At 51.1% G+C, this 19,738-nt stretch carries 23 protein-coding genes; 6 read left to right on the forward strand and 17 right to left on the reverse strand.

Features of this window, described 5'->3' with window-relative positions:
• Window positions 1–277: 277 nt before the first annotated feature.
• The 14 genes from LG198_RS02290 to LG198_RS02350 all read right to left on the reverse strand — a co-directional run bounded on the left by LG198_RS02290 (window position 278) and on the right by LG198_RS02350 (window position 9,546).
• A complete protein-coding gene (locus LG198_RS02290) occupies window positions 278–967 on the reverse strand; it encodes a PEP-CTERM sorting domain-containing protein (RefSeq protein ID WP_230341552.1) in 690 nt (229 codons plus the stop codon).
• A gap of 417 nt (window positions 968–1,384) precedes the next feature.
• Window positions 1,385–2,068, reverse strand: a complete 684-nt coding sequence (locus LG198_RS02295; protein ID WP_230341553.1) for a hypothetical protein — start codon at window positions 2,066–2,068, stop codon at window positions 1,385–1,387.
• Window positions 2,069–2,206: 138 nt separating this feature from the next.
• Window positions 2,207–2,356, reverse strand: a complete 150-nt coding sequence (locus LG198_RS02300) for a hypothetical protein (RefSeq protein WP_230341554.1) — start codon at window positions 2,354–2,356, stop codon at window positions 2,207–2,209.
• Between the two features lie 258 nt (window positions 2,357–2,614).
• Window positions 2,615–2,767, reverse strand: a complete 153-nt coding sequence (locus tag LG198_RS14400; protein ID WP_407659136.1) for a DUF3861 family protein — start codon at window positions 2,765–2,767, stop codon at window positions 2,615–2,617.
• A 79-nt stretch (window positions 2,768–2,846) separates the two neighbouring features.
• The gene (locus tag LG198_RS02305) at window positions 2,847–3,062 is read right to left on the reverse strand and encodes a DUF4287 domain-containing protein (protein WP_230341555.1); all 216 of its coding nucleotides are present in this window, start codon (window positions 3,060–3,062) and stop codon (window positions 2,847–2,849) included.
• Window positions 3,063–3,165: 103 nt separating this feature from the next.
• The gene (locus LG198_RS02310; protein ID WP_230341556.1) at window positions 3,166–3,774 is read right to left on the reverse strand and encodes a hypothetical protein; all 609 of its coding nucleotides are present in this window, start codon (window positions 3,772–3,774) and stop codon (window positions 3,166–3,168) included.
• Window positions 3,775–4,024: 250 nt separating this feature from the next.
• Window positions 4,025–4,303 carry a hypothetical protein gene (locus tag LG198_RS02315; RefSeq protein ID WP_230341557.1) on the reverse strand — a complete coding sequence of 93 codons (279 nt, stop codon included), beginning with the start codon at window positions 4,301–4,303 and terminating at the stop codon, window positions 4,025–4,027.
• 365 nt (window positions 4,304–4,668) lie between these two features.
• Window positions 4,669–4,965 carry a type II toxin-antitoxin system RelE/ParE family toxin gene (locus tag LG198_RS02320; RefSeq protein ID WP_230341558.1) on the reverse strand — a complete coding sequence of 99 codons (297 nt, stop codon included), beginning with the start codon at window positions 4,963–4,965 and terminating at the stop codon, window positions 4,669–4,671.
• Window positions 4,962–5,189, reverse strand: coding sequence for an addiction module protein (locus LG198_RS02325; protein WP_230341559.1), 228 nt, complete (start codon window positions 5,187–5,189; stop codon window positions 4,962–4,964). The genes LG198_RS02320 and LG198_RS02325 overlap by 4 nt, the downstream gene beginning before the upstream one ends.
• Before the next feature lie 516 nt (window positions 5,190–5,705).
• Window positions 5,706–6,356: a hypothetical protein gene (locus LG198_RS02330; protein ID WP_230341560.1), complete on the reverse strand. Its 651-nt coding sequence runs from the start codon at window positions 6,354–6,356 to the stop codon at window positions 5,706–5,708.
• Window positions 6,353–6,937, reverse strand: coding sequence for a DUF6988 family protein (locus tag LG198_RS02335; RefSeq protein WP_230341561.1), 585 nt, complete (start codon window positions 6,935–6,937; stop codon window positions 6,353–6,355). Before LG198_RS02335 ends, LG198_RS02330 begins: the two co-directional genes overlap by 4 nt.
• A gap of 643 nt (window positions 6,938–7,580) precedes the next feature.
• On the reverse strand, window positions 7,581–7,898 hold the full coding sequence (locus tag LG198_RS02340) for a hypothetical protein (protein WP_230341562.1): 318 nt from the start codon (window positions 7,896–7,898) through the stop codon (window positions 7,581–7,583).
• A gap of 63 nt (window positions 7,899–7,961) precedes the next feature.
• Window positions 7,962–8,729, reverse strand: coding sequence for a hypothetical protein (locus LG198_RS02345; protein ID WP_230341563.1), 768 nt, complete (start codon window positions 8,727–8,729; stop codon window positions 7,962–7,964).
• A 67-nt stretch (window positions 8,730–8,796) separates the two neighbouring features.
• On the reverse strand, window positions 8,797–9,546 hold the full coding sequence (locus LG198_RS02350; protein WP_230341564.1) for a GIY-YIG nuclease family protein: 750 nt from the start codon (window positions 9,544–9,546) through the stop codon (window positions 8,797–8,799).
• 145 nt (window positions 9,547–9,691) lie between these two features.
• Here LG198_RS02350 and LG198_RS02355 point away from each other — a divergent pair, with 145 nt between their 5' ends.
• Genes LG198_RS02355 through LG198_RS02365 form a run of 3 tightly spaced genes read left to right on the forward strand, consistent with a single transcriptional unit; the run spans window position 9,692 to window position 13,034 of the window.
• Window positions 9,692–10,681, forward strand: a complete 990-nt coding sequence (locus LG198_RS02355; protein WP_230341565.1) for an integron integrase — start codon at window positions 9,692–9,694, stop codon at window positions 10,679–10,681.
• Window positions 10,678–12,396 (forward strand): PAS domain S-box protein, encoded by a 1,719-nt coding sequence (locus LG198_RS02360; protein ID WP_230341566.1) that lies wholly within the window; start codon window positions 10,678–10,680, stop codon window positions 12,394–12,396. Before LG198_RS02355 ends, LG198_RS02360 begins: the two co-directional genes overlap by 4 nt.
• Entirely contained in the window at window positions 12,393–13,034 is a 642-nt protein-coding gene (locus tag LG198_RS02365) for a response regulator (RefSeq protein WP_230341567.1), read from the forward strand. The genes LG198_RS02360 and LG198_RS02365 overlap by 4 nt, the downstream gene beginning before the upstream one ends.
• Window positions 13,035–13,059: 25 nt before the next feature.
• Here the strand turns inward: LG198_RS02365 and LG198_RS02370 are convergent, their stop codons facing one another.
• From LG198_RS02370 to LG198_RS02380, 3 genes are all read right to left on the reverse strand, one after another.
• Window positions 13,060–13,788 carry a hypothetical protein gene (locus LG198_RS02370; protein ID WP_230341568.1) on the reverse strand — a complete coding sequence of 243 codons (729 nt, stop codon included), beginning with the start codon at window positions 13,786–13,788 and terminating at the stop codon, window positions 13,060–13,062.
• Window positions 13,789–13,819: 31 nt separating this feature from the next.
• Window positions 13,820–14,683, reverse strand: a complete 864-nt coding sequence (locus LG198_RS02375) for a DMT family transporter (RefSeq protein WP_268866758.1) — start codon at window positions 14,681–14,683, stop codon at window positions 13,820–13,822.
• Between the two features lie 65 nt (window positions 14,684–14,748).
• On the reverse strand, window positions 14,749–15,873 hold the full coding sequence (locus LG198_RS02380) for an aromatic ring-hydroxylating oxygenase subunit alpha (protein ID WP_230341569.1): 1,125 nt from the start codon (window positions 15,871–15,873) through the stop codon (window positions 14,749–14,751).
• Window positions 15,874–16,339: 466 nt separating this feature from the next.
• Here LG198_RS02380 and LG198_RS02385 point away from each other — a divergent pair, with 466 nt between their 5' ends.
• The 3 genes from LG198_RS02385 to LG198_RS02395 are packed head-to-tail and all read left to right on the forward strand — an operon-like array spanning window position 16,340 to window position 19,715.
• Window positions 16,340–17,518, forward strand: a complete 1,179-nt coding sequence (locus LG198_RS02385; RefSeq protein ID WP_230341570.1) for an aspartate aminotransferase family protein — start codon at window positions 16,340–16,342, stop codon at window positions 17,516–17,518.
• A gap of 19 nt (window positions 17,519–17,537) precedes the next feature.
• A complete protein-coding gene (gene argF / locus LG198_RS02390) occupies window positions 17,538–18,452 on the forward strand; it encodes an ornithine carbamoyltransferase (RefSeq protein ID WP_230341571.1) in 915 nt (304 codons plus the stop codon).
• A gap of 42 nt (window positions 18,453–18,494) precedes the next feature.
• A complete protein-coding gene (locus LG198_RS02395; protein WP_230341572.1) occupies window positions 18,495–19,715 on the forward strand; it encodes an argininosuccinate synthase in 1,221 nt (406 codons plus the stop codon).
• The last annotated feature ends 23 nt before the right edge of the window (window positions 19,716–19,738 follow it).

A 19,738-nucleotide genomic window follows, 5' to 3' on the forward strand; every position in this document is an offset into this window, starting at 1 on the left:
AGCTGGGCACAAAACTTAGCAGAGTGTGCCTGCTCCCTTGTAAGTATTCATTACTTTTCAGGCATTATAGTGATAATTCAAATACTGGCAACCTCCTTGCACGCTAGGAAGAAGGTGAAGCGGGAGTAATAAAATATTCAAGGGTAGATCGAGATAATCAATTGATAATTATGGATATAACAGGTTTGTTAACTGGCTAGAAGAATTAATGGTTAGAAATAATTGAAGCACTACTAGCATGCGCTAGCAGTGCTTCTTTTTAGCTTAATGAAATCTATTAATTAAACTTACTGCGGCGACGAGCTGCAAAGCCGATTGCGCCTAGACCCAGCAACAGCATTGCATAGGTTTCTGGCTCAGGTACAGCAGCAACTTGGTCAACTTGGAAAGCCAAGGATTGGGAGAAGCCGATGTCGAAGTTGAGGGTGTAGGAACTGATTGGGGTGGAAATGCCGCTCAGGTCCCAAGTGTAGTAGTAGTAATCAGCAGCAGTGCCGGTATCAACGAAATTCACCAGTGTGCCAGCAATATCTTGATCACCACCGTTGTAGCTCAAGGTCAGTGAGAATGGAGTACCGCCAAAGGAACCATCGAAATCGTTGATAATGCCTTGGAAAGCAATGGAGCTAATGTCGCTGGCAATGGTGTTGTCGGTGAATGTCAGCGCATTGTTGCTACCATAAAGACCAGCACCTGCGGGATAGTAGGAACCGGACAGCAATGTCAGCAATGCGTCGCCAGAACCAGCTACGTTACCGGCAGTGCCGGCAGCCAATTGTGCGGAAGTCAGCGGATCAGCATTGCCATCTGCATCTAAACGGTTACGGTTAAGCTGGTTCCAGCCATCGAAGGATACGGAACCTGCAACGTCGATAAAGCTATCATGGGTTGCATTCGCTTGAGCCAAGCCGGCCATTGCAAACAGGCTAGCGCCTACTAATACCATTTGAACGGATTTCAAGTTCATTTTTTAGTTTCCCTAAGTTTGGATAATGACAAATTCAGGCATTCCCAATGAATGCCCGGACCTTACTTGCCAGTCAGCGTGCAAGGAGCGCAATCCTGTACTGGAAGTTTCTTATTTCGTTATAAAAATAAGAATTATTCGTATTATGTCAATTTTAGTTAGGATGTCAACCAGTTTTACATTGTGGATATTGATATAATTTTTAGAGTGTTTTTCAGCAATCGAATGATGTAGGGGTGATTTCTACTGAGGCACTGTGCGCAGGGATGTATCAATGTTATTGCACTGGCAACTTTGAAACCTAATCCTTATCCTAATATCCTGAAGTGGAAGTGAGTTATGGATATGGCTTCAAATGCTGTGGACAAGCCACAGGCTTATTGAATTACAGAATAGTGGGTGAAAAAATTAAGGCGGTTACGAAGATGTGCCAAGCAGTTCCTTGATGAATCCACCGATGCTCGCGAGTTTGCTGCCATGTTCCAGCATCATTGGCAGGCGTGACTTCTTCATTGACTTGAGTTCTTCCAGGTTGTTTTCTGCAATCTGGCTTCCTATACGGCCAATGATATTGCGGATATTTTTACGTGCCTGCTCCAGCTGTTTGCCTTGCCAATTGGATCCAAAAGCCTGCTCTTCCCAACAGGCATCCAGGATGCGGTAGAGCGTGGCGAGATTGCCGATCACATACTCTGAAGTGCTGTTGAAAATGAGGCTGTCATCAGCAAGCCGCGCCTGGTTTTGCAAATAGCGGAATAGCAATGGTGTCTTGAGGTGAAAGCGCATCTGGCCTTTTTCCAGGCTCTCAACGTGATAATGCACGCCCGCAAGTGCGCTGAGAAGTTGCGACCATGCCTCGGCCTCTGTCAGTTGGCTAAACTTGATTGCCGCGCTTTCAAGCAGGCTCTTGGCGCGGGATTCGCGTATGCGGAATACAGAGCTCAGGTGGAATGTGTCAGCAGTCTGCATGGCTTGTGCATATTCCCAGAGCAAAAGCGCATCGAAGTCACTTTTTGACATGCCACCCAAGCCATGGGTGCTGACATACTCCTGCCAGATACGGTCAAACAGATCGATTTTCTGCTGGTCGCTAAGAGGCATTCCTGTTTTCTCCAATGGTCAGGCTGCTATGCCACGCAGCAGCAATGCATAATTTATCTGGAAAACCATCATGGTACATTCATCAGGTTCATAACATGATCCTGTGATAAGAAGGAGGGCACATTCACCTTGAAGCGATTAATTTGGCTTGTTGATGATTGAAAGCACAATGCCTACTGCAATGCCGGTGATGGCACCTAGGGCCAGGTTTTCCAGGCTAAGGCCGACTATTGTGCCAACGATAGTGGCAATGCCAAGATTGAAAATTTCTTTATGTTTATTCGCCATGACGAGATTATAGGCCTTAAGCACACACCGCAAAACCCGAGCATGTCATGATGGGATTTCCAGCATATCCCGCCCAAAATCGGCAACTTGGCTATCAGACACAAGGTTTCCCTCCCATAGATATGCGGTGGTCTCCAATCGCAAAAGATATATGGCTGCTCCGTCTTTCTATAAAGAGCATCGTGCTCCAGCAATCCAGTTTCTGGCAGGCGCCCCACATAACCGACGTGCTTCAGCGCGTCCGGGATGGGTGAAATGTCAGGTATCTTTTGAGCCTTTTTTGAGTTCTTTCATGAACTCTTTGAAATGTGGCTGGAACGCAAGAAACAATGGATGGTTCCTGTGTTCCAGCATGACCTCACTAAAGAGCTTTAATCCCGTACGCCATTGCGCAGCACTACGGGGCAGGATTTCGTTGGTGTCATTTCTGAGTCTCTAATGCCTGCGTATGAAGCCGTGCCACGAAAGTGACATCGGCTTGAATACGTGCTTAGGCTTCATGTTGAGACCGATGGAATGCTACAAGCGCATTCGCATGACCGTGCCTGATCTTATGTTGTTCCTTGAGAAAGGCGACTTGCTCCATGTGCTTCTTGTCCTTGAGAGAGTCGAGAACCTTGAACCAGTGGGTAACAGGTTTCCCATAGGTCTTCTCAATGGATGGGAAGTAAGAAGCCGGGCCTTTAACGATGTTGTCAGTTGCCATGTGTCTCTCCATGATTCAAGAATCGAATCTCCTGTTTGGCTATATAGTCGACACGCCAGTTTTTAATATTGTGATGACACTTTTCAGCATGAACAATACTGATTCAGGGTGTGTCGCTTATCTGGCTGCTACCTGTCAGTGCAATACCGCCAGAAGCACCGCCGCCGTCATTCCCACCGCCCCCTTTGCCACTAGGCTCGCCGCTTCGTTTGCTATTGTTGCTGCCTGTAATAACGCGTATTGGCCCTTGATTAGGGATTGTGATACCTGCCGGAATTGGTGTTAAATCCAGGGACTGACGAATAAAATTACGCAATGAAACCACCAGTGCGGCAGTTTCGATATTTTTCCCTGCCACCATATCGTTAGCAGCCTGCGCCGCCAGCCGAACCTGTTCTTCCGTGCCCAGTAAAACAATATCTGACAATGCCGTTTCAACAGCATCGCGGATACGCCTGCGGCGCTCGGAAGCGCTGGCAATGGCGCTCAAATCATCCACTGCGCCAACAGACTGCCGCAAATCACGCAAATGGGCAGGATCAACGGCCAGTTCACCAGTAAAGGAACCTCCCAGCACTTTGTAGGCTGCGATAAGCACCTTTAATCGTTCGTTGATCTGACGGTTTTCACGCTCACGCCAGCGCTGAAAAGTCTGCATGAAAATAAGACGGATGCCGACCATTATCACAGACATCAGGGCCAGGATCAGCAAGGTCGTCAGAATTGCCGAGCCAGAACTAAAATCAAGCAAGCTTCGCATAAATCACCTATCGCATATGGCATAGAACCGCGCATTTCCGCACTGGCTGACATGAACAGCGGCATCAACGCGCAAATTAAAACTTAACCGGCAAACTGCGATACGGCAAGCAGTCCGGAGCCTGTCAAACAACTTTAGCGGAGCAACGAAGAACAACGCTATCGCCCTGACCGTCGGCTGGGGCGCCTAGTTGGGCCGCTGCTCACAGCAACCATTTAAAGACTCCCGCAATCGCAAAAAAGCCGATACCGACAAAGGCTGAACCAAGGGAAGTGGCTGGCGGCGCTTGTAGCTCGTTTAGTCGAAATGTGACTGGCTTAAGCAGAATATCTGGCCACAGTGCCAATGCGACAAAGATACATGCCACACCTAAACCGGACGCAACATCTTGCCACGCATACGAGGAAAGAGACAAGAATGCGTGAATGAAGAACAAGCTGGCTCCAGCAGCCATGAGCGCTTGTACGAACTTTCTCTTCAAGAGCTTCTCCTTTAAGCCCAACGCCGAAGCCAAACCGCGTGCGAAGCACGTCGGCTGGAGCGCTTGGTTATGTGTCTGCCCACAGGTTCTTAACTGGTCTCGACCGGTTTCTCTGGCTTTGCAAAAAAAACCAATGGTATTGCCAACGGCCCCAAAATAACCGCGAACAGCCTCCAAGTTAAAGTCGGGTTTACATGGCGAATTTTCGCAATATAAATACAAAAAATGTTACTTAGCACCCAAGCCACGGTCAGAATATACGTGCTCATAAAATTCTCCTAAGTGGTTCAGAATCGGTTTTTCGATACACATAACGTGGAGTTAACCGGCTCCGCGCTTTTGCGGAGTCCAGGTTGAACGTAGGGTTAGGCTCTTGCTTGCCAAATGGCAGGGTCTCTGCTGCCATGAAATACTGCGAGGACAACAATGCGATGTTTTTCTTCGCGAAAATAAACACTGTACGGGAAACGATTTGCAACGACGCGTCGAACGTCCTCGCGAACAATGGCAAACTGGAGAGGGTGTTTAGATGCCAGCGATACACAGCGGTCAATCTCAGCAATGAACTCAAGAGCAAGACCAACTCGCTTGGTTTCATACCACGCACTTGCTTCGATGAACTCTGTACTGGCGGCACGATGGAAAGTAACGGGCAAACTCATTGCCTGATTTTGGCAAGAGCGGCAGCCTTTACTTCATTCCAGGGAACTACATCATCGGGGTTGGCACGGTGGTCTGCGAGGCGGCGGTCAAGTTCCGTTTTCTGCGCTTCGGTCAACGATGGCGCGGCACCACGGCTAACAATGCCATCCCAGATGGCTTCAACCAGTTCGATTTGCTCGTCAATGTCGAGCACACGAGCTTGCTGCAAGAGTTGAGTATTCATGATCTGGACTCCATTCAGAACCAATGGGGCAATTCTAGCGCTCATCACTTACCATGTCGAACTACGTATGCCTAACGCCTGAATTAAGCCGCGCCGCGAAGCGGCGTCGGCTTGAATGAATTGTTAGGCCGCGCCCGGTGAGTTGGCGAGCCTGGTTAGCATTACCTTGCCCATCTCTGACGGTGCCCGGCTATACGATTCCCGGAGCAAGGGCCCGTAGCTGTATGGAAGGGCTTCGACTCCGTGGACGATTGACCAGAACACCCCAGCGCCATCCTCCTCCGGGAATCTCTCAAAGACTCCAAAGAGCATAGGCAGCACGTCGATTGGCAGCTGACCTAGCGCCCAAAGCTCATTGAGAAGATCATCCAGCGGCAACCATACCCCGTCTGCTGGTTCGAATTGGGCGATGTCTCTGAGGATTTCGGATTGCGAGCGCATTTGCAGAGCGGCCTAACGCATGAGATAAGGGGCTTGCGATAGCAAGTCCCGCTTGATGGATGGGTTATGCATTGTTTAATTAGACCTTGAGAACAGCTTCTTTAAATCAACACCAATACCCGAAAAATTCGGCTCAAGAATTAGTGCGTCAACTAATGCCCTGCCAACCCCAGCGTTTTGTTTTTTTGCAACTTGAAAATTGCTTATTTCTTTTTTGTTTCTAATATCAGTAAATATTTTCTCTATCAGTGCCACAACATCTGATGGTTGTTTACATGTGTCTTTTAGTTTTAGAAAAATAAGTTTATCTTCAGGTATTGGCTCACCGCGACACTGCTTGTTGTCACGCTCTAAAAAATACTTCGGATGGATTGTTGTTACAAGAATAGCTGGAAGAAGCTCTTCGGGTTTAATGCCGTTAATACTTTCCCATGACAGCAGTTCGGAATAAAAGTGACTTTCCCCCAATGGCTGAATTACCACAGCGTCATTTTTTGAAGCAAATTCAGCCATACGATCAAAATTTGCTCGGAGGGTGTTAGCAATTGGTTCGTCCCAATTGTAATAATCAAGGACGTATAAATAGTAACTGCGAGAAACATTCTCGGGTATTTCAGCAATTGAATGTATTTTTAGACCCACAGTTTTTCCTTGAGCATGCATAACGTTTGAATTAAGGGGCTGGCTTAGCCAGTCCCGCTTGAATGATGGGTTAGAACTTTTCACGGCCATCTCTTTTGTATTAACTGTAAGACGTTCGCACCAGTGTCACCAGACTTTCTAAGTTGCACCTGCTCCAAGCCAGCCATAGCCCCGAACAGTTCGGCGCAGTTTAGACACTCTTCAAGCTCTTCATCATCAAATTTTGGCTCGACTGCGTCGGGTGATTGCCAGCGTTGAAGATGCAGACCCCCTGTGTGTGTAAAGGCGCACATGAAGCCCCAGTTTTCTTTTTTTATGCGAGATAAAATACCATCAGAGAAATCTGGGATTGCTTCTATCTCGGCAACCATCGTTTTAGAGGGTTCCGCGCCTTTGAAAAAATCGTTTGCTTGCTCCTCGGTTGCGCAATGCTTTAGCCAAAGGCCCCGCAGGTAGGCCTCGAAAAGCGAGCGCAGCAACGCAAAGCTAGAGGAATAAAAGGTGTTCTTCATCAGGAACACAATTGCAGCGTGATGGTCTTGGGCGATACCAAAGCAGGCTGATGCGGTTCGGTTCTTTATCGTCGACAATATCTCTATTTCATTCGTGAGTTCGTGAAGCTCCGCACCAAATGACTCTGCCGCAAAAATTCTCTCAGGCGTCATGATCAGTTCTAACGTTTGAGGTAAGGGGTACGGAGCCGACTTGTCGGCGGAGCACCCCACTTGACCGAAGGGTTAGACAGAGTGTTCATGGGCCGAATCGTTGGCACAACCAATGGAGTAGCTAGATATACGGAGCAGCTCCTTACGACCTGATTGCCAGACATGTGGTTCTTCGTGATTAAGTAGCTGCGGCAATGAAGAAATAGTAAGCAGCACATTTGCTCGGAGACCTTTGGCTAACAAGTGATATGGCAAAAGTACGTCTGGCCATAGCACAGCACCATGAATGAAAGGTGGCTCGTACGTAGAGGTAGTGTGGATTAGAAATCCTATGTCTTCTTCAGTTAACTCAGTGGCCAATTCTTGAGCAGATGCCAATCCCGCCACAAGGCTGAGGTGGATATCCATAGATTCCAGTAACTCGCCAGATGACAACTGAATTTCAGTATCTATTCGAGCGCGAAGAACGAGCGAGAGGCGGCGTCTCGTAGTAGGTAGTGCGTTTGATATTGTTATTTCGTCCGATACGCTTACGCTAACGACGGAAAAATTAACTAGAAGTGGGAAATCAGCCATGTTGGAAGGATATGCCTAACGCTGGAGTTAAGCGGCGCGCGGTACGCGCGTCCGCTTGGACGACTGGTTAGAGCGCACCACGAAGTTGCGCCTCGAATGCGCTCCACGTAGGAGCAAGTGTAAGTGCGGCCGATGGTGCCATGCCAATGAAGGGAAGATGCACGACGGAGCCGCTGGGCGAGATTGCAAACATTTCGCCGCCGCCGCTTGTAGCGAACCCGAAGAAGCCCGGAGCGTACTTGGGAACCTCGTACTCCTGGTTGTAAGTGACAAGCTCGCTGAGCGGCCAAAATTCGCAAAGGTAAGGATCGGCGTCCAGCTCGCAAACTAGCGGCTTGCCGGATGAGTAGTAGCTGATCAGTTCTTGGGGTGCGGATACGTCCATGTGCGCTCTAACGTTTGAATTAAGGGGCGCCGTTAGGCGTCCCGCTTGAATGATGGGTTAGAACTACACCCCACTAAACTGACGCTCAAATAATGTGCCTACCAACCAAACTGATGAAGCGGGAAGTATCCAAGCCAAAATAATCATTACATATGGAAGCACGTAAATTTCTTTTGATGACGACACTACGCCAGTTGAAAATGTTTCAAAGTTACCAGCGGTAAACAAGACAATTCCTAGCACTATTTCGAGAACGACAATAGAGAACGAGTTGCCGTGTTCTCGCATATGCTTATAAGAATCTACAATCCCACCTTTGGCTGCACTACGTTTGTTTGCAAGTTTTTGGTAGAAAATTAATAATTCTTTGCTTTTTAGGAGAGTGGCAATAATAGCGATATATTGCGGCCAGAGAACAAGAGAAGCGAGCGCAAACACCAAAGAGTAAAAGTAAAGGACTACGCCAGACATTGACCGAGTAAAGAAAAAAACCGCGGTTGCTATCACAGGCGGTATAAGTAAGAGTGCCACTCGCCAATAAGGGGCTTTAGCATTTTTGCCTATATCGAGCAAGAATCTACCGACATGGAAAACCAATATAGGGGCACTTGCAATGTAGCAATAAGCTAAGCCATAGCCTGCAAGCAATGCAAGCAAAGTGCCATCAATTTTTCCAGCTTCCGCACCGAACAGCATCGGCTTAAGAATGGGGTTTGTGTTGCATAAGAAGAAAAAAATAACAGCACCTACAACGCTACCCATTCCATATCGGACAGCGTAAAACTCCCACCAACGGGATGATGATTGATTTTCTTGTTCAGGTTGGCTCATTTGTGCTCCCTAGTTCTAACGTTTGAGATAACCGGCTTGCCGAAGGCAAGTCCGGTTGATTGATTGGTTAGCCGTTTATTGATAGGCGTATAGAATTTGGAGAAAGAACTTGGACGCCAATACGGTCCATGGCTTTTGCATTCTTCTGAAACCAATTTCGCACTGCTGTGCCTCCCATAATTCTGGGTGTGCCATTGGTATTAGCTCTGCGGTTTATTGTGCCAAGAATCGGTGAGATAGCTTGACCCAAGAATATCTCTATCGTCTCGCCGTCAGCACCAATATACTTCTGAGAGGATACTCCTACATTGAAGAACCCTGAGCGGTAGTATGTGGGCTGTAGGATGAAGCTAAAATTTTCTGCAGGAGTGGAGGTCAATTCCTGCAGAATATGCGGAGATTCGGTTTCTGAATCCGTAATCTTTTCGGGCTTGCCACCATTCCATGGTGGATCGAGCTTGCGAATGATGTCATCCTCAAGTGCGGCGGCGAGATTGATATGAAATTTCCCGTAGTGTAGAAGGCCGTTGTCAGGTAATGCAAGTATTTCAATGACCGCTCCATGCTCAAGTAATTCAATGATTCTTTGGTTGTTATTTATGTTCGTCGTCTGAGTTTTTCCCGGTGTTTTGTAGCCTGCCATTCTGGCTGCAAGCGTTCGGATAGTTTTGCCCACATACATCACTTCTGCATCGCATACAAAAGCGTAGAGGATATTCGTCTGCGTCGCATTTCGAGTGAGGTCGAACTTTAGTTTTCCTTCGGCTAGGAACCAGTGACCAGCGGGCTGAAATCCAATCTCAAGTAGACGGTTCATGATCTCGAGTAATGGCTAACGTAAAGTAGCCATCCTATTTGACGCTTTATTTTCCGTCAAATGGGTTTTTTGGTTGATGATATTTAATTTAATGTATAGTGTAATCATTAAGTTAGTATTTTTTAGTGCGGCCTAAATTTTAAAAATGCATCCGTCAAACAATTCATCGCCAAAACTGCTCGATCAGGTGCGGGGTAAAATCCGCCTCAAGCATTACAGCATCCGCACTGAGCAGGCTTATGTTGACTGGATTAAACGGTACATTTTGCATTTTGGCAAGCGGCATCCGCGGGAGTTGGGTGCTGCCGAGGTTGAGCAGTTTTTAACTTATCTTGCAGTTGAAGGCAAGGTGGCTGCTTCAACGCAGAATCAGGCGAAAAGCGCATTGTTGTTTTTGTATAAAGAGGTATTGGGAGTTGAGTTGCCCTGGCTGGACAAGGTGGAGCGTGCGAAAGCGCCCAGGCGATTGCCGGTTGTGCTGGCGGTTGAGGAGGTTCAGCAGGTATTGGCGCGCTTGAGCGGGACCCATCATCTGGTTGTCAGTTTGTTGTATGGCACGGGAATGCGGATTTTGGAGGTGTTGCGCTTGCGGGTGAAGGATGTGGATTTTGCCCGTGGCGAGATTCTGATTCGGGACGGCAAGGGATTTAAAGACCGGGTGACGATGTTGCCACAGGTGTTGGTGAAACCTTTGCGGGAGCATTTGAAGAAGGTAAAGGTATTGCACGAACAGGATTTGGCGGCAGGATATGGTTCGGTATATCTGCCTTATGCATTGCAGCGCAAATACCCGAATGCAAACCGGGAATGGGGATGGCAGTATGTGTTTCCTTCTGCGCGGTTGTCGACTGATCCGCGAGATGGTGAGGCAGGGCAGGCAAGGCGCCACCACGTGCAGGATCAGGCGATTCAGCGTGCGGTGAGGCAGGCTGTGGTGGATGCCGGTATCGCCAAGCATGCGACGCCGCATACGTTTCGCCATAGTTTCGCTACCCATTTGCTTGAGGGCGGTTACGATATCCGTACTGTGCAGGAGCTGTTGGGTCACAGCGATGTTTCGACAACAATGATGTATACCCATGTATTGAACAAGGGCGCGCGCGGGGTGAGCAGTCCATTGGATAATTTATTATGAGCTTACGTGTCAGATTCAATCTCCTCATTACCACTCTGCTGCTGCTGTTGATGGTGGCGGTGGGCTATGTGGTGATCAAGGGCATGCGCATCTCCACGGAAGAGAGTGTGGAGGCGGCGACGCGGGTGACGGTGCAGTTGCTTGATACTGTCATCATCAATTCGCGGCAGAACCCGGAGTGGGGTTATACGCATGATGTGATGCATACGTTTTTGCAGTCGCTCGGGCATGTGCGCAGTAGCGAGATTTTCCTTTACAACGCGCAGGGTGAGTTGATGTACCAGTCGCCGCCTTCTACTTATCGCGCTAACGAGACTCCTCCCGGTTGGTTTGCCCACATGGTCGAGCCGGAGCCGGAGGTGGTATCGCGCCGTATCCGTTTTGGCATGCTGGTGGTGGCTTCGGATGCAGCTGGGGCGATCCGGGAGTCCTGGGCTGCGTTCAAGAATCTGTTATGGATCGAGACTATATTTTTCGTGGTATTGAATGTCTTGATCTATTGGATGCTGGGGCGATGGCTGAGGCCTGCAAACGATATCCTGCAGGCGATTTCCAGGGTGGAGCAGGGTGATCTTGACGTGCGCCTGCCCAAGTACAGGGTGCCGGAGTTTTCACGGATTGCGCAGAATTTCAACCTGATGGGCGAATCCCTGCGTGACCGAACGGAGGAAAACCGTCGCCTGGCGTTGATTGTGCAGCAGGCGGCTGATGCGATCATGATTCATGATCTTGATGGCAATATTTCATTCTGGAACCCTGCGGCGCAACGGATGTTTGGCTATGCGTCAGAGGATATCATCGGCAAGTCAGCCAGCTTGTTGATGCCGCCCGATCATGAAAGCGAGCTTGAGCGCAACATGGCCGACATCATCTCCAAAGGCCAGGTGGAACATTACGACACGCAACGCGTGGCGCGTGACGGCAAGTTGCTGGATGTGTCTCTTTCTGCCGCACCGTTGATGGACCCGAAAACCGGCGCGATTATTGGCGAGATTTGCAGTATGCGGGATATTACCGAACGCAAGCTTGCAGAGGAAACCGCGCGCAAGCTGGAGGAAAACCGACAACTGACTCATTTGATCCAGCGGCATATCGAAGACGAGCGCCGCAGCCTGGCACGCGAGCTGCATGACGAGTTGGGACAATATGTCACGGCGATCAAGACGTTTGCCGTGGCAATTGCCAACAAGGCCAAGACTGAAATGCCCGGGATTGAGGCCAGCGCACAGACCATTGTGTCGGCCGCCAACCATATTTATGACGGCATGCACAATATCATTCGCCACCTCAGGCCGGGGTCGCTGGATAACCTTGGCCTGTCCGAGGCATTGCGGGATGCTGTAGCAAGCTGGCAGGCGCAAAACCCGGACGTCAAGTTCAACCTGCATCTGGAAGGTAAGTTGGACTTGCTGGGTGAGAGCCTCAATATCAATCTCTATCGCATCGTGCAAGAGTCCGTGACCAATGCCTTGCGCCATGCGCGGGCGAATCGCATTGATATCAGCCTTTCCAGGCATGAAAATGGTACGCTCACGCTTTCGATCAAGGATAATGGCATCGGCATGAATATGTGTAATGTGGACCAGAGCCGCCATTTCGGGCTGCTAGGGATGCGGGAGCGTACCCAGGCCTTGTATGGCAGTTTTAGCATAGAGTCTCTGCCAGATCAGGGTTCCACGATATCTGTGACGATTCCGGAGAAAATCACATCATGAGTGCAACGATCAAGGTAATGCTGGTGGATGACCATGCCGTGGTGCGCATGGGTTTCAAGCTGCTGCTTGAATCCGACCAGGCGATCCAGGTGATTGCCGAGGCCGAGAGCGGCGAGCAGAGCATCAAGCTTTATCAGGAGCACAAGCCCGATGTGGTGGTGATGGACATCACCATGCCTGGCATTGGCGGCCTGGAAGCCATTGACCGCATCAAGGCCAAGGATGAGCATGCGCGCATCCTGGTACTATCGGCGCATGAGGATTCCGTGCATCCAAAGCGAGTGCTTAATGCGGGGGCGATGGGTTATCTCACCAAGCGCAGTGCTGCCGAGGAATTGATTAAGGCGATTCACACGGTGGCTGGCGGCAAGATGTACCTCGAAGCCAACGTCGCGCAGCAAATGGCGATTCAGCAAATCTCTGGACAGGAAAACCCCGTGGATGTGTTGTCTGACCGGGAGTTTGAAGTGTTCATGGCATTGGCCAAGGGCAAGACAACCAATGAAATTGCCGAGACTTTGTCCTTATCTCCACGTACTGTGGGGACGCATCTCTATAACATCAAGCAAAAACTCAATGCCAATAACTCAGCCGAGATTGCCTTGATTGCCATGCGTTCCGGCCTGATTGATCCTTGATCAATAGCGCGACTGCAAGCTAGCCTCAGGGCTGGCTAGAGGAGGATGGCTGGCCGGCAGCCTGCGCCAACGCGCGGTTGGATTGCATGCGGTAGCGTGCAATATTCAGATCGCCTTGAAGGGATATTTCCACCAGTAATTCCTGGCCGCTGCCGATGCGGCCCAGATCGGGTGGCACAAGGAACGTGACGGGCGATTGTGGCGTGGTTCTGGATGCCCCGACAGCCACTTGCCAGCTCGACCATTCTTGCATTGGCGGCAAATCGTTGCCGCGTAGCCGTGCCTGTTCCAGAATGACTTGTTTTTCCTCTCCGAGCAGCAGATTCCAGGTTTCCACCGCTACAAGCTCGCTCGTCGCGATTGTGTTGGATTGAGATGGGCTGTGTGTTGAAGCCGATGTAGTTTCAGGCAGGGGTTCCTCTGTCGGTTTGATTTCGGTAAATCCTGCATTGAGAAAGGCTGCCCAATATTCATCAAGCTGTGGTTGTTGCGCTATGGCAGCGGTATGTGCACTGCTATGGCCGGGAATGACGGCTGCCGTGTTCGATGACGGTATGGAGCCAGATGGGCCTTTGATTAGATAAGAGTCATATGCGTCAGAAGTTGCCTTGTCGGCAGCCCGCATCAGCAATGATGAAGCAACCTGCTGCGCAATCGGTCCGCCTATGCACCCAGTTAGGCTGCATGCCAATGCGAGGGCAAGCAGGGCGGTGCGTGCAGTTGTGGCAAGCTGGCGGAAAAGCATTCGGTTCATTTCATATTCTACGGATGCGTTGGGCCAAAGTTTAACCTTTATTTGGCTTAGGCGTAGCAGATACGCTGATAATGCCGCTGAGAACGATGAGGCCGACGGCAAGCCAACGGTCGGATGAAAGGGTTTCACCCCAGATCAGGATGCCAAACAGGCTGGCGAGCAGGACGGTGGTATAAGCCAAGCTGCCTACGACGAGCGGGCTGCCGGTACGATAGGCCCGCGTCAATGCCAACTGGGCGATGGTAGCAGACACGCCCAGGCCCAATAACAAGGGCAGGTCAGCCCATTCCAGCGGTGTGAAGCGGTAAAACAGCATCCATAATCCGCCGCCTATGGTGCAGACCAGGGTGAAGTAGAACACTGTGCGCCAGTCTGGCTCGCCAGCGCGTCCCAGCTGGGTAACATGCACATAGACAACACCAGCCATTGCACCCGAGAGCAGGCCGATTGTCCCGGCGATCAATTCATCCATATGCAGGCTGGGCTTCAGCAACAGGGCAACGCCGATAAAGCCGATGATCACGGCGAGGATCAAGATCTTGCGCGGCTTTTCATGCAACATGAAAGGCATGGCCATGGCCAGGAACAGCGGCGAGGTGTAATTGAGCGTGACGGCAGTGGCAAGCGGCAATTCGCTGATGGCAAAGAAAAAGCAGATCAACGAGGCGAAACCGAGGATGGCGCGTTTCATGTGCGTGTTGATCAGCCGGGTCTTGAGCGACACCTGGCGATAGCGGGCCACGAAAATGATGAACAACAAACCGAACAGCGAACGGTAGAACACCAGTTCGGCACTGCCGAATTTCTCGGCGCCCAGCTTGACCAGAACGCCCATGATGGCAAAAAAGAAGGCGGCAACCAGCATCCACAAGCTGCCAAGTCTGGGTAGGTTCAAGGTTTATCTTTCCGGCCTGATGTCACAGGCGACGAGTTGGGCGGCAGCATGGCTGCCTGATGGGTTTATTTGCTATGCGGGTCGAGCTGCCTGTGCAGCCAGGCATGGAAATGCTGCATGCCGGTTTCCATTGGATGCTGGTAGGGGCCACGCTCGTCCAGGCCCTGCATTGCCAGGGCGCGGCGGCCATCGTGCATGCGCTGGCAGATTTCCATGTCTTCCACGGCAGTCTCGGTATAAGCCGCCTGTTGTGCCGCGACGAACTCTTCCTCGAACAGGGCAATATCCTCGGGGTAATAGAACTCCACCACGTTGGTACAGGCTTCCGGCCCCCTGGGGATGATATTGGAAACCACCAGTGTGTTCGGATACCACTCGATCATGAGGAAGGGATAGTACACCATCCAGATGGCGCCATATTTCGGCTGTTGTTGCTTGTTGTAGCGCAGCACTTCATGCTGCCAGGTGTCATAGATGCGCGAACCTGACTTTTGCAAAGCCTTGTGCACGCCTACGGTTTGCACGCTGTACCAATCACCGAATTCCCAGTTGAGCTCTTCGCAATCAACGAAATTACCCAGGCCAGGGTGGAACGGGCCGACATGATAGTCTTCAAGATAAACCTCAATAAAGGTTTTCCAGTTGAAGTTGTATTCATCCACCATCACGCGGTTGAGCATGTAGCCGGTGAAGTCAAAATCCTGCTTGCAGCCAAGCTTATTGAGGTCTTGGGCAATGTCGCGCTTGCCATCGAACAACAGGCCTTGCCAGCTTTTTAAAGCAGATTTGTTGAGGTTGAGGCAAGGATTTTCCTTGAAGTGCGGCGCGCCTAACAGTTTGCCATGAGTATCGTAGGTCCAGCGGTGCAGGGGGCAGATGATATTTTTGGCCTTGCCGCTGCCTTTGAGCATGAGCGCCTGGCGGTGGCGGCAGATATTGCTGATGAGTTCTATACCGTTTTCATTGCGGATCAGCGTCTTGGCATTGTTCATCCACTCCAGGGTGCGATAGCTGCCAATTTCCGGCACCATGAGCTCATGCCCAATGTATTGCGGAGCGTTTGCAAACAGGTGTTGCTGTTCCAGCGCATAAATGGCAGGGTCCACGTACCAGGATACCGGCAATTGCGTGCTGAATTGCGGATATTGGCCCTGATAGGGCAGAGTGGTAACGGAAGCAAGTGATACCATGGCGGACGGTCTGTAAATTAACGCATCAATTCAAGCGAACATTAGATTTTGCCCTAAAGCAGGTTTTTTTTAAACCCATTGCCATTGAGGGTTTCATTTTTATGACAGTTTGATACCGTGAAAAGCAAATTGGATTCTTGCCTAAACTCTGGAATTACGCTACTCTTGGCCCTTTGATGTACAAGGTTTTTTGGCAGTCAGGAAGCAAAAGTTTCTGGCTTGTTTTGATATCCTGAGCAAGGGCTTGGGATGATAAAAGGATGGTTTCAATGAAAGCTGCAATGCGAAAGGTGGGAATTGGTTTGGCCGTGCTGGCAGCAATTCGACTGCTGAAAAAGCGCGCACGCGTTCGTTGAAGTCGCCGGAATATGCTGTGGACGGCGGCTAATGCCGCCGTTTTTGTTTCTGAGCTCTAAGAGCCTGTTTAGGCTCTAAAACTTGACTTAACCTTGAGGCGCTTAACTCAATGTCTGATCACTTGATGAATACCTATGCCCGCCAGCCAGTCACTTTTGCCAAAGGTGAAGGTGTGTGGTTGTGGGATACAGAAGGAAAACGCTATCTCGACGCATTGGCCGGTATTGCGGTCAATGGTCTGGGACACGCCCATCCCGGCCTTGTGGCTGCTATTAGCGAGCAGGCTGGCCGTTTGATTCATGTCTCCAATGTTTACGGCATCGCCGAACAAGCACGCCTGGCCGACAAGCTGTGCCAGGTTTCCGGCATGGATAAAGTATTTCTCTGTAATTCCGGCTGTGAGGCCAATGAGGCCGCTATCAAGCTTGCACGCCTGTATGGTCACAACAAGGGGATAGAGAGCCCGGAAATTATCGTCATGGAGCGCGCTTTCCACGGTCGCACCCTGGCAACACTTTCAGCGACCGGCAATCGAAAGACACAGGCCGGTTTTGAACCGCTGGTCAGCGGTTTTATCCGTGTGCCCTTTGATGATCTTGAAGCGGTGAAACAGGTGGCCGCGAGCAATCCCAATGTGGTGGCGATCCTGCTGGAGCCGATTCAGGGTGAGGGCGGTATCAATGTGCCCAAGGATAGCGAGGCTTATTTCAAGGGCTTGCGCGCAGTCTGTGACGAGCGTGGCTGGTTGCTGATGCTGGATGAAGTGCAAAGCGGGGTTGCCCGCACCGGTACCTGGTTTGCATTCCAGCACACCGATGTGATTCCGGATGTGATGACGCTGGCCAAGGGCCTGGGTTCCGGCGTGCCGATCGGCGCTTGTCTTGCGCATGGCGCGGCGGCCGATGTGTTTACCTATGGCAAGCATGGTTCGACGTTTGGTGGCAATCCGCTGGCTTCCGCGGCTGGTCTTGCCACGCTCAATATCATTGAGCAAGAGGGCTTGCTGGCGCATGCCGAGCAATTGGGCAACTGGATACACCATGCCTTTGCCGAACAGCTCAAGGGCGTGGCCGGCGTCGTGACGATCCGCAATGCAGGCCTGATGATCGGCATAGAGCTCGACCGTCCTTGCGGCGAACTCGTCAAGCAGGCGCTGGAAGCAGGCTTGCTGATCAATGTGACCGCTGACAAGGTCATCCGCCTGTTACCGCCACTGATCATGACTGAGCAGGAGGCAGGGCAGGTTGTGGATATCCTGACACCTTTAATCAAGAGGTTCCTGGCTTAACATGCCTGGACAAAATGCTATGGCAATCAAACATTTTTTGCAGTTAAATGATTTAACCGGGGATGAACTGGCGCATATCTTTGACCGTACGCTCTGGATCAAGGAGCAGTTCAAGAGCTACAAGCAATATTGGCCCTTGAGCGACCGTACGTTGGTGATGATCTTCGAGAAGGCCAGCACCCGTACCCGCCTTTCCTTCGAGGCCGGCATGCAGCAACTGGGCGGCTCCGCGATTTACCTGAATACCCGCGATTCCCAACTGGGCCGGGGTGAGCCGGTAGAAGATGCGGCGCAGGTGATTTCTCGCATGAGCGATATCGTCATGATCCGTACCTTTGAGCAGGAGATTATCGAGCGCTTTGCCGCAAACTCGCGCGTGCCCGTGATCAACGGCCTGACCAATGAATACCATCCGTGCCAGATACTGGCGGATATCTATACCTTTATCGAGCATCGAGGCCCGATCAAGGGCAAGACGGTGGCCTGGATCGGTGACTCCAACAATGTATGCAACACCTGGCTGCAGGCGGCGGAAGTATTTGATTTTAACGTGCACGTTTCCACCCCGCCGGGTTACGAGGTGGAGCCGGAGCGGGCCAACCTGTACGGCACCGATCATTACGAGGAATTTGAAGACCCGATGGAAGCCGCGCGAGGCGCCGACCTGGTGACCACTGACGTGTGGACTTCAATGGGGTTTGAGGCGGAAAACGAGGAGCGCCGCCGGGACTTCCAGGATTGGCAGGTTGACGCCGACATGATGCGCATTGCCGGCAAGGATTCCTTGTTCATGCATTGCCTGCCCGCGCACCGCTGCGAGGAAGTCGCGGCAGAAGTGATAGACGGTGCGCAGTCCGTGGTATGGGATGAAGCCGAGAACCGCTTGCATGTGCAGAAGGCCTTGATGGAATACCTGCTGCTGGGCAGGGTTTAACTGGCAGTATTGAACTGGATTTATAGAGAAAGAAACAGCTAAATGAGTGATGTGAAAAAAGTCGTACTGGCTTATTCCGGTGGCCTGGATACCTCGGTGATCCTGAAGTGGTTGCAGGATGTTTACCAGTGTGAAGTCGTGACCTTTACTGCAGATATCGGCCAGGGCGAAGAGCTTGAGCCTGCACGCGAGAAAGCCAAGAAGTTTGGTGTCAAGGAAATCTATATCGACGACCTGCGTGAAGAGTTTGTGCGCGATTTCGTCTTTCCCATGTTCCGTGCCAATACCGTCTATGAAGGCGAATACCTGCTGGGAACTTCAATTGCACGTCCATTGATTGCCAAGCGCCTGATCGAGATTGCCCATGAAACCAATGCCGATGCCATCTCTCATGGCGCGACCGGCAAGGGTAACGACCAGGTACGGTTTGAATTGGGCGCCTATGCGCTGGATTCAAACATCAAGATCATCGCGCCTTGGCGCGAATGGGACCTGCTGAGCCGCGAAAAGCTGTTGGCCTATGCCGAGCAGAACGGCATCCCAGTCGAGATGAAGCACAAGCAAGGCGGCAGCCCGTACAGTATGGACGCCAACCTGCTGCATATTTCCTATGAAGGCCGCCACCTGGAAAATCCGGCTGCCGAGGCTGAGGAGGATATGTGGCGCTGGACCGTATCGCCGGAAAATGCACCGGACGAGGCGGAGTACCTGGAGATTGAATATCGCCATGGCGACCCCATCTCTTTAAATGGCAAGGCATTGAAACCGCATGAACTGTTGGCCGAGCTCAACCGTTTGGGCGGCAAGCATGGCATAGGCAGGCTGGACCTGGTGGAAAACCGCTATGTGGGCATGAAGTCACGCGGCTGTTATGAAACCCCGGGCGGCACCATCCTGCTCAAGGCACACCGTGCGATTGAGTCTATCACGCTGGACCGCGAAGTGGCCCATCTCAAGGATGACCTCATGCCGCGCTACGCCAGCATGATTTATAACGGCTACTGGTGGAGCCCTGAGCGTGTGACATTGCAGACGCTGATCGATCATACACAGCAGACTGTCAACGGCTGGGTCAGGGTCAAGCTGTATAAGGGCAATGTTATTGTGACTGGCCGTGATTCGAAGACGGATTCGCTGTTTGATCCTACAATCGCGACCTTTGAGGATGATGCAGGGGCCTATGACCATCGCGACGCAGGCGGTTTCATCAAGCTTAATGCCTTGCGCATGCGGATTGCAGCCAACTTGCGCAACAAGAAGTAGGAAGGAAGCGCTGCGAGCGCTTC

Source organism: Methylobacillus arboreus, assembly GCF_020532725.1.
Taxonomy (GTDB): Bacteria; Pseudomonadota; Gammaproteobacteria; order Burkholderiales; family Methylophilaceae; genus Methylobacillus; species Methylobacillus arboreus.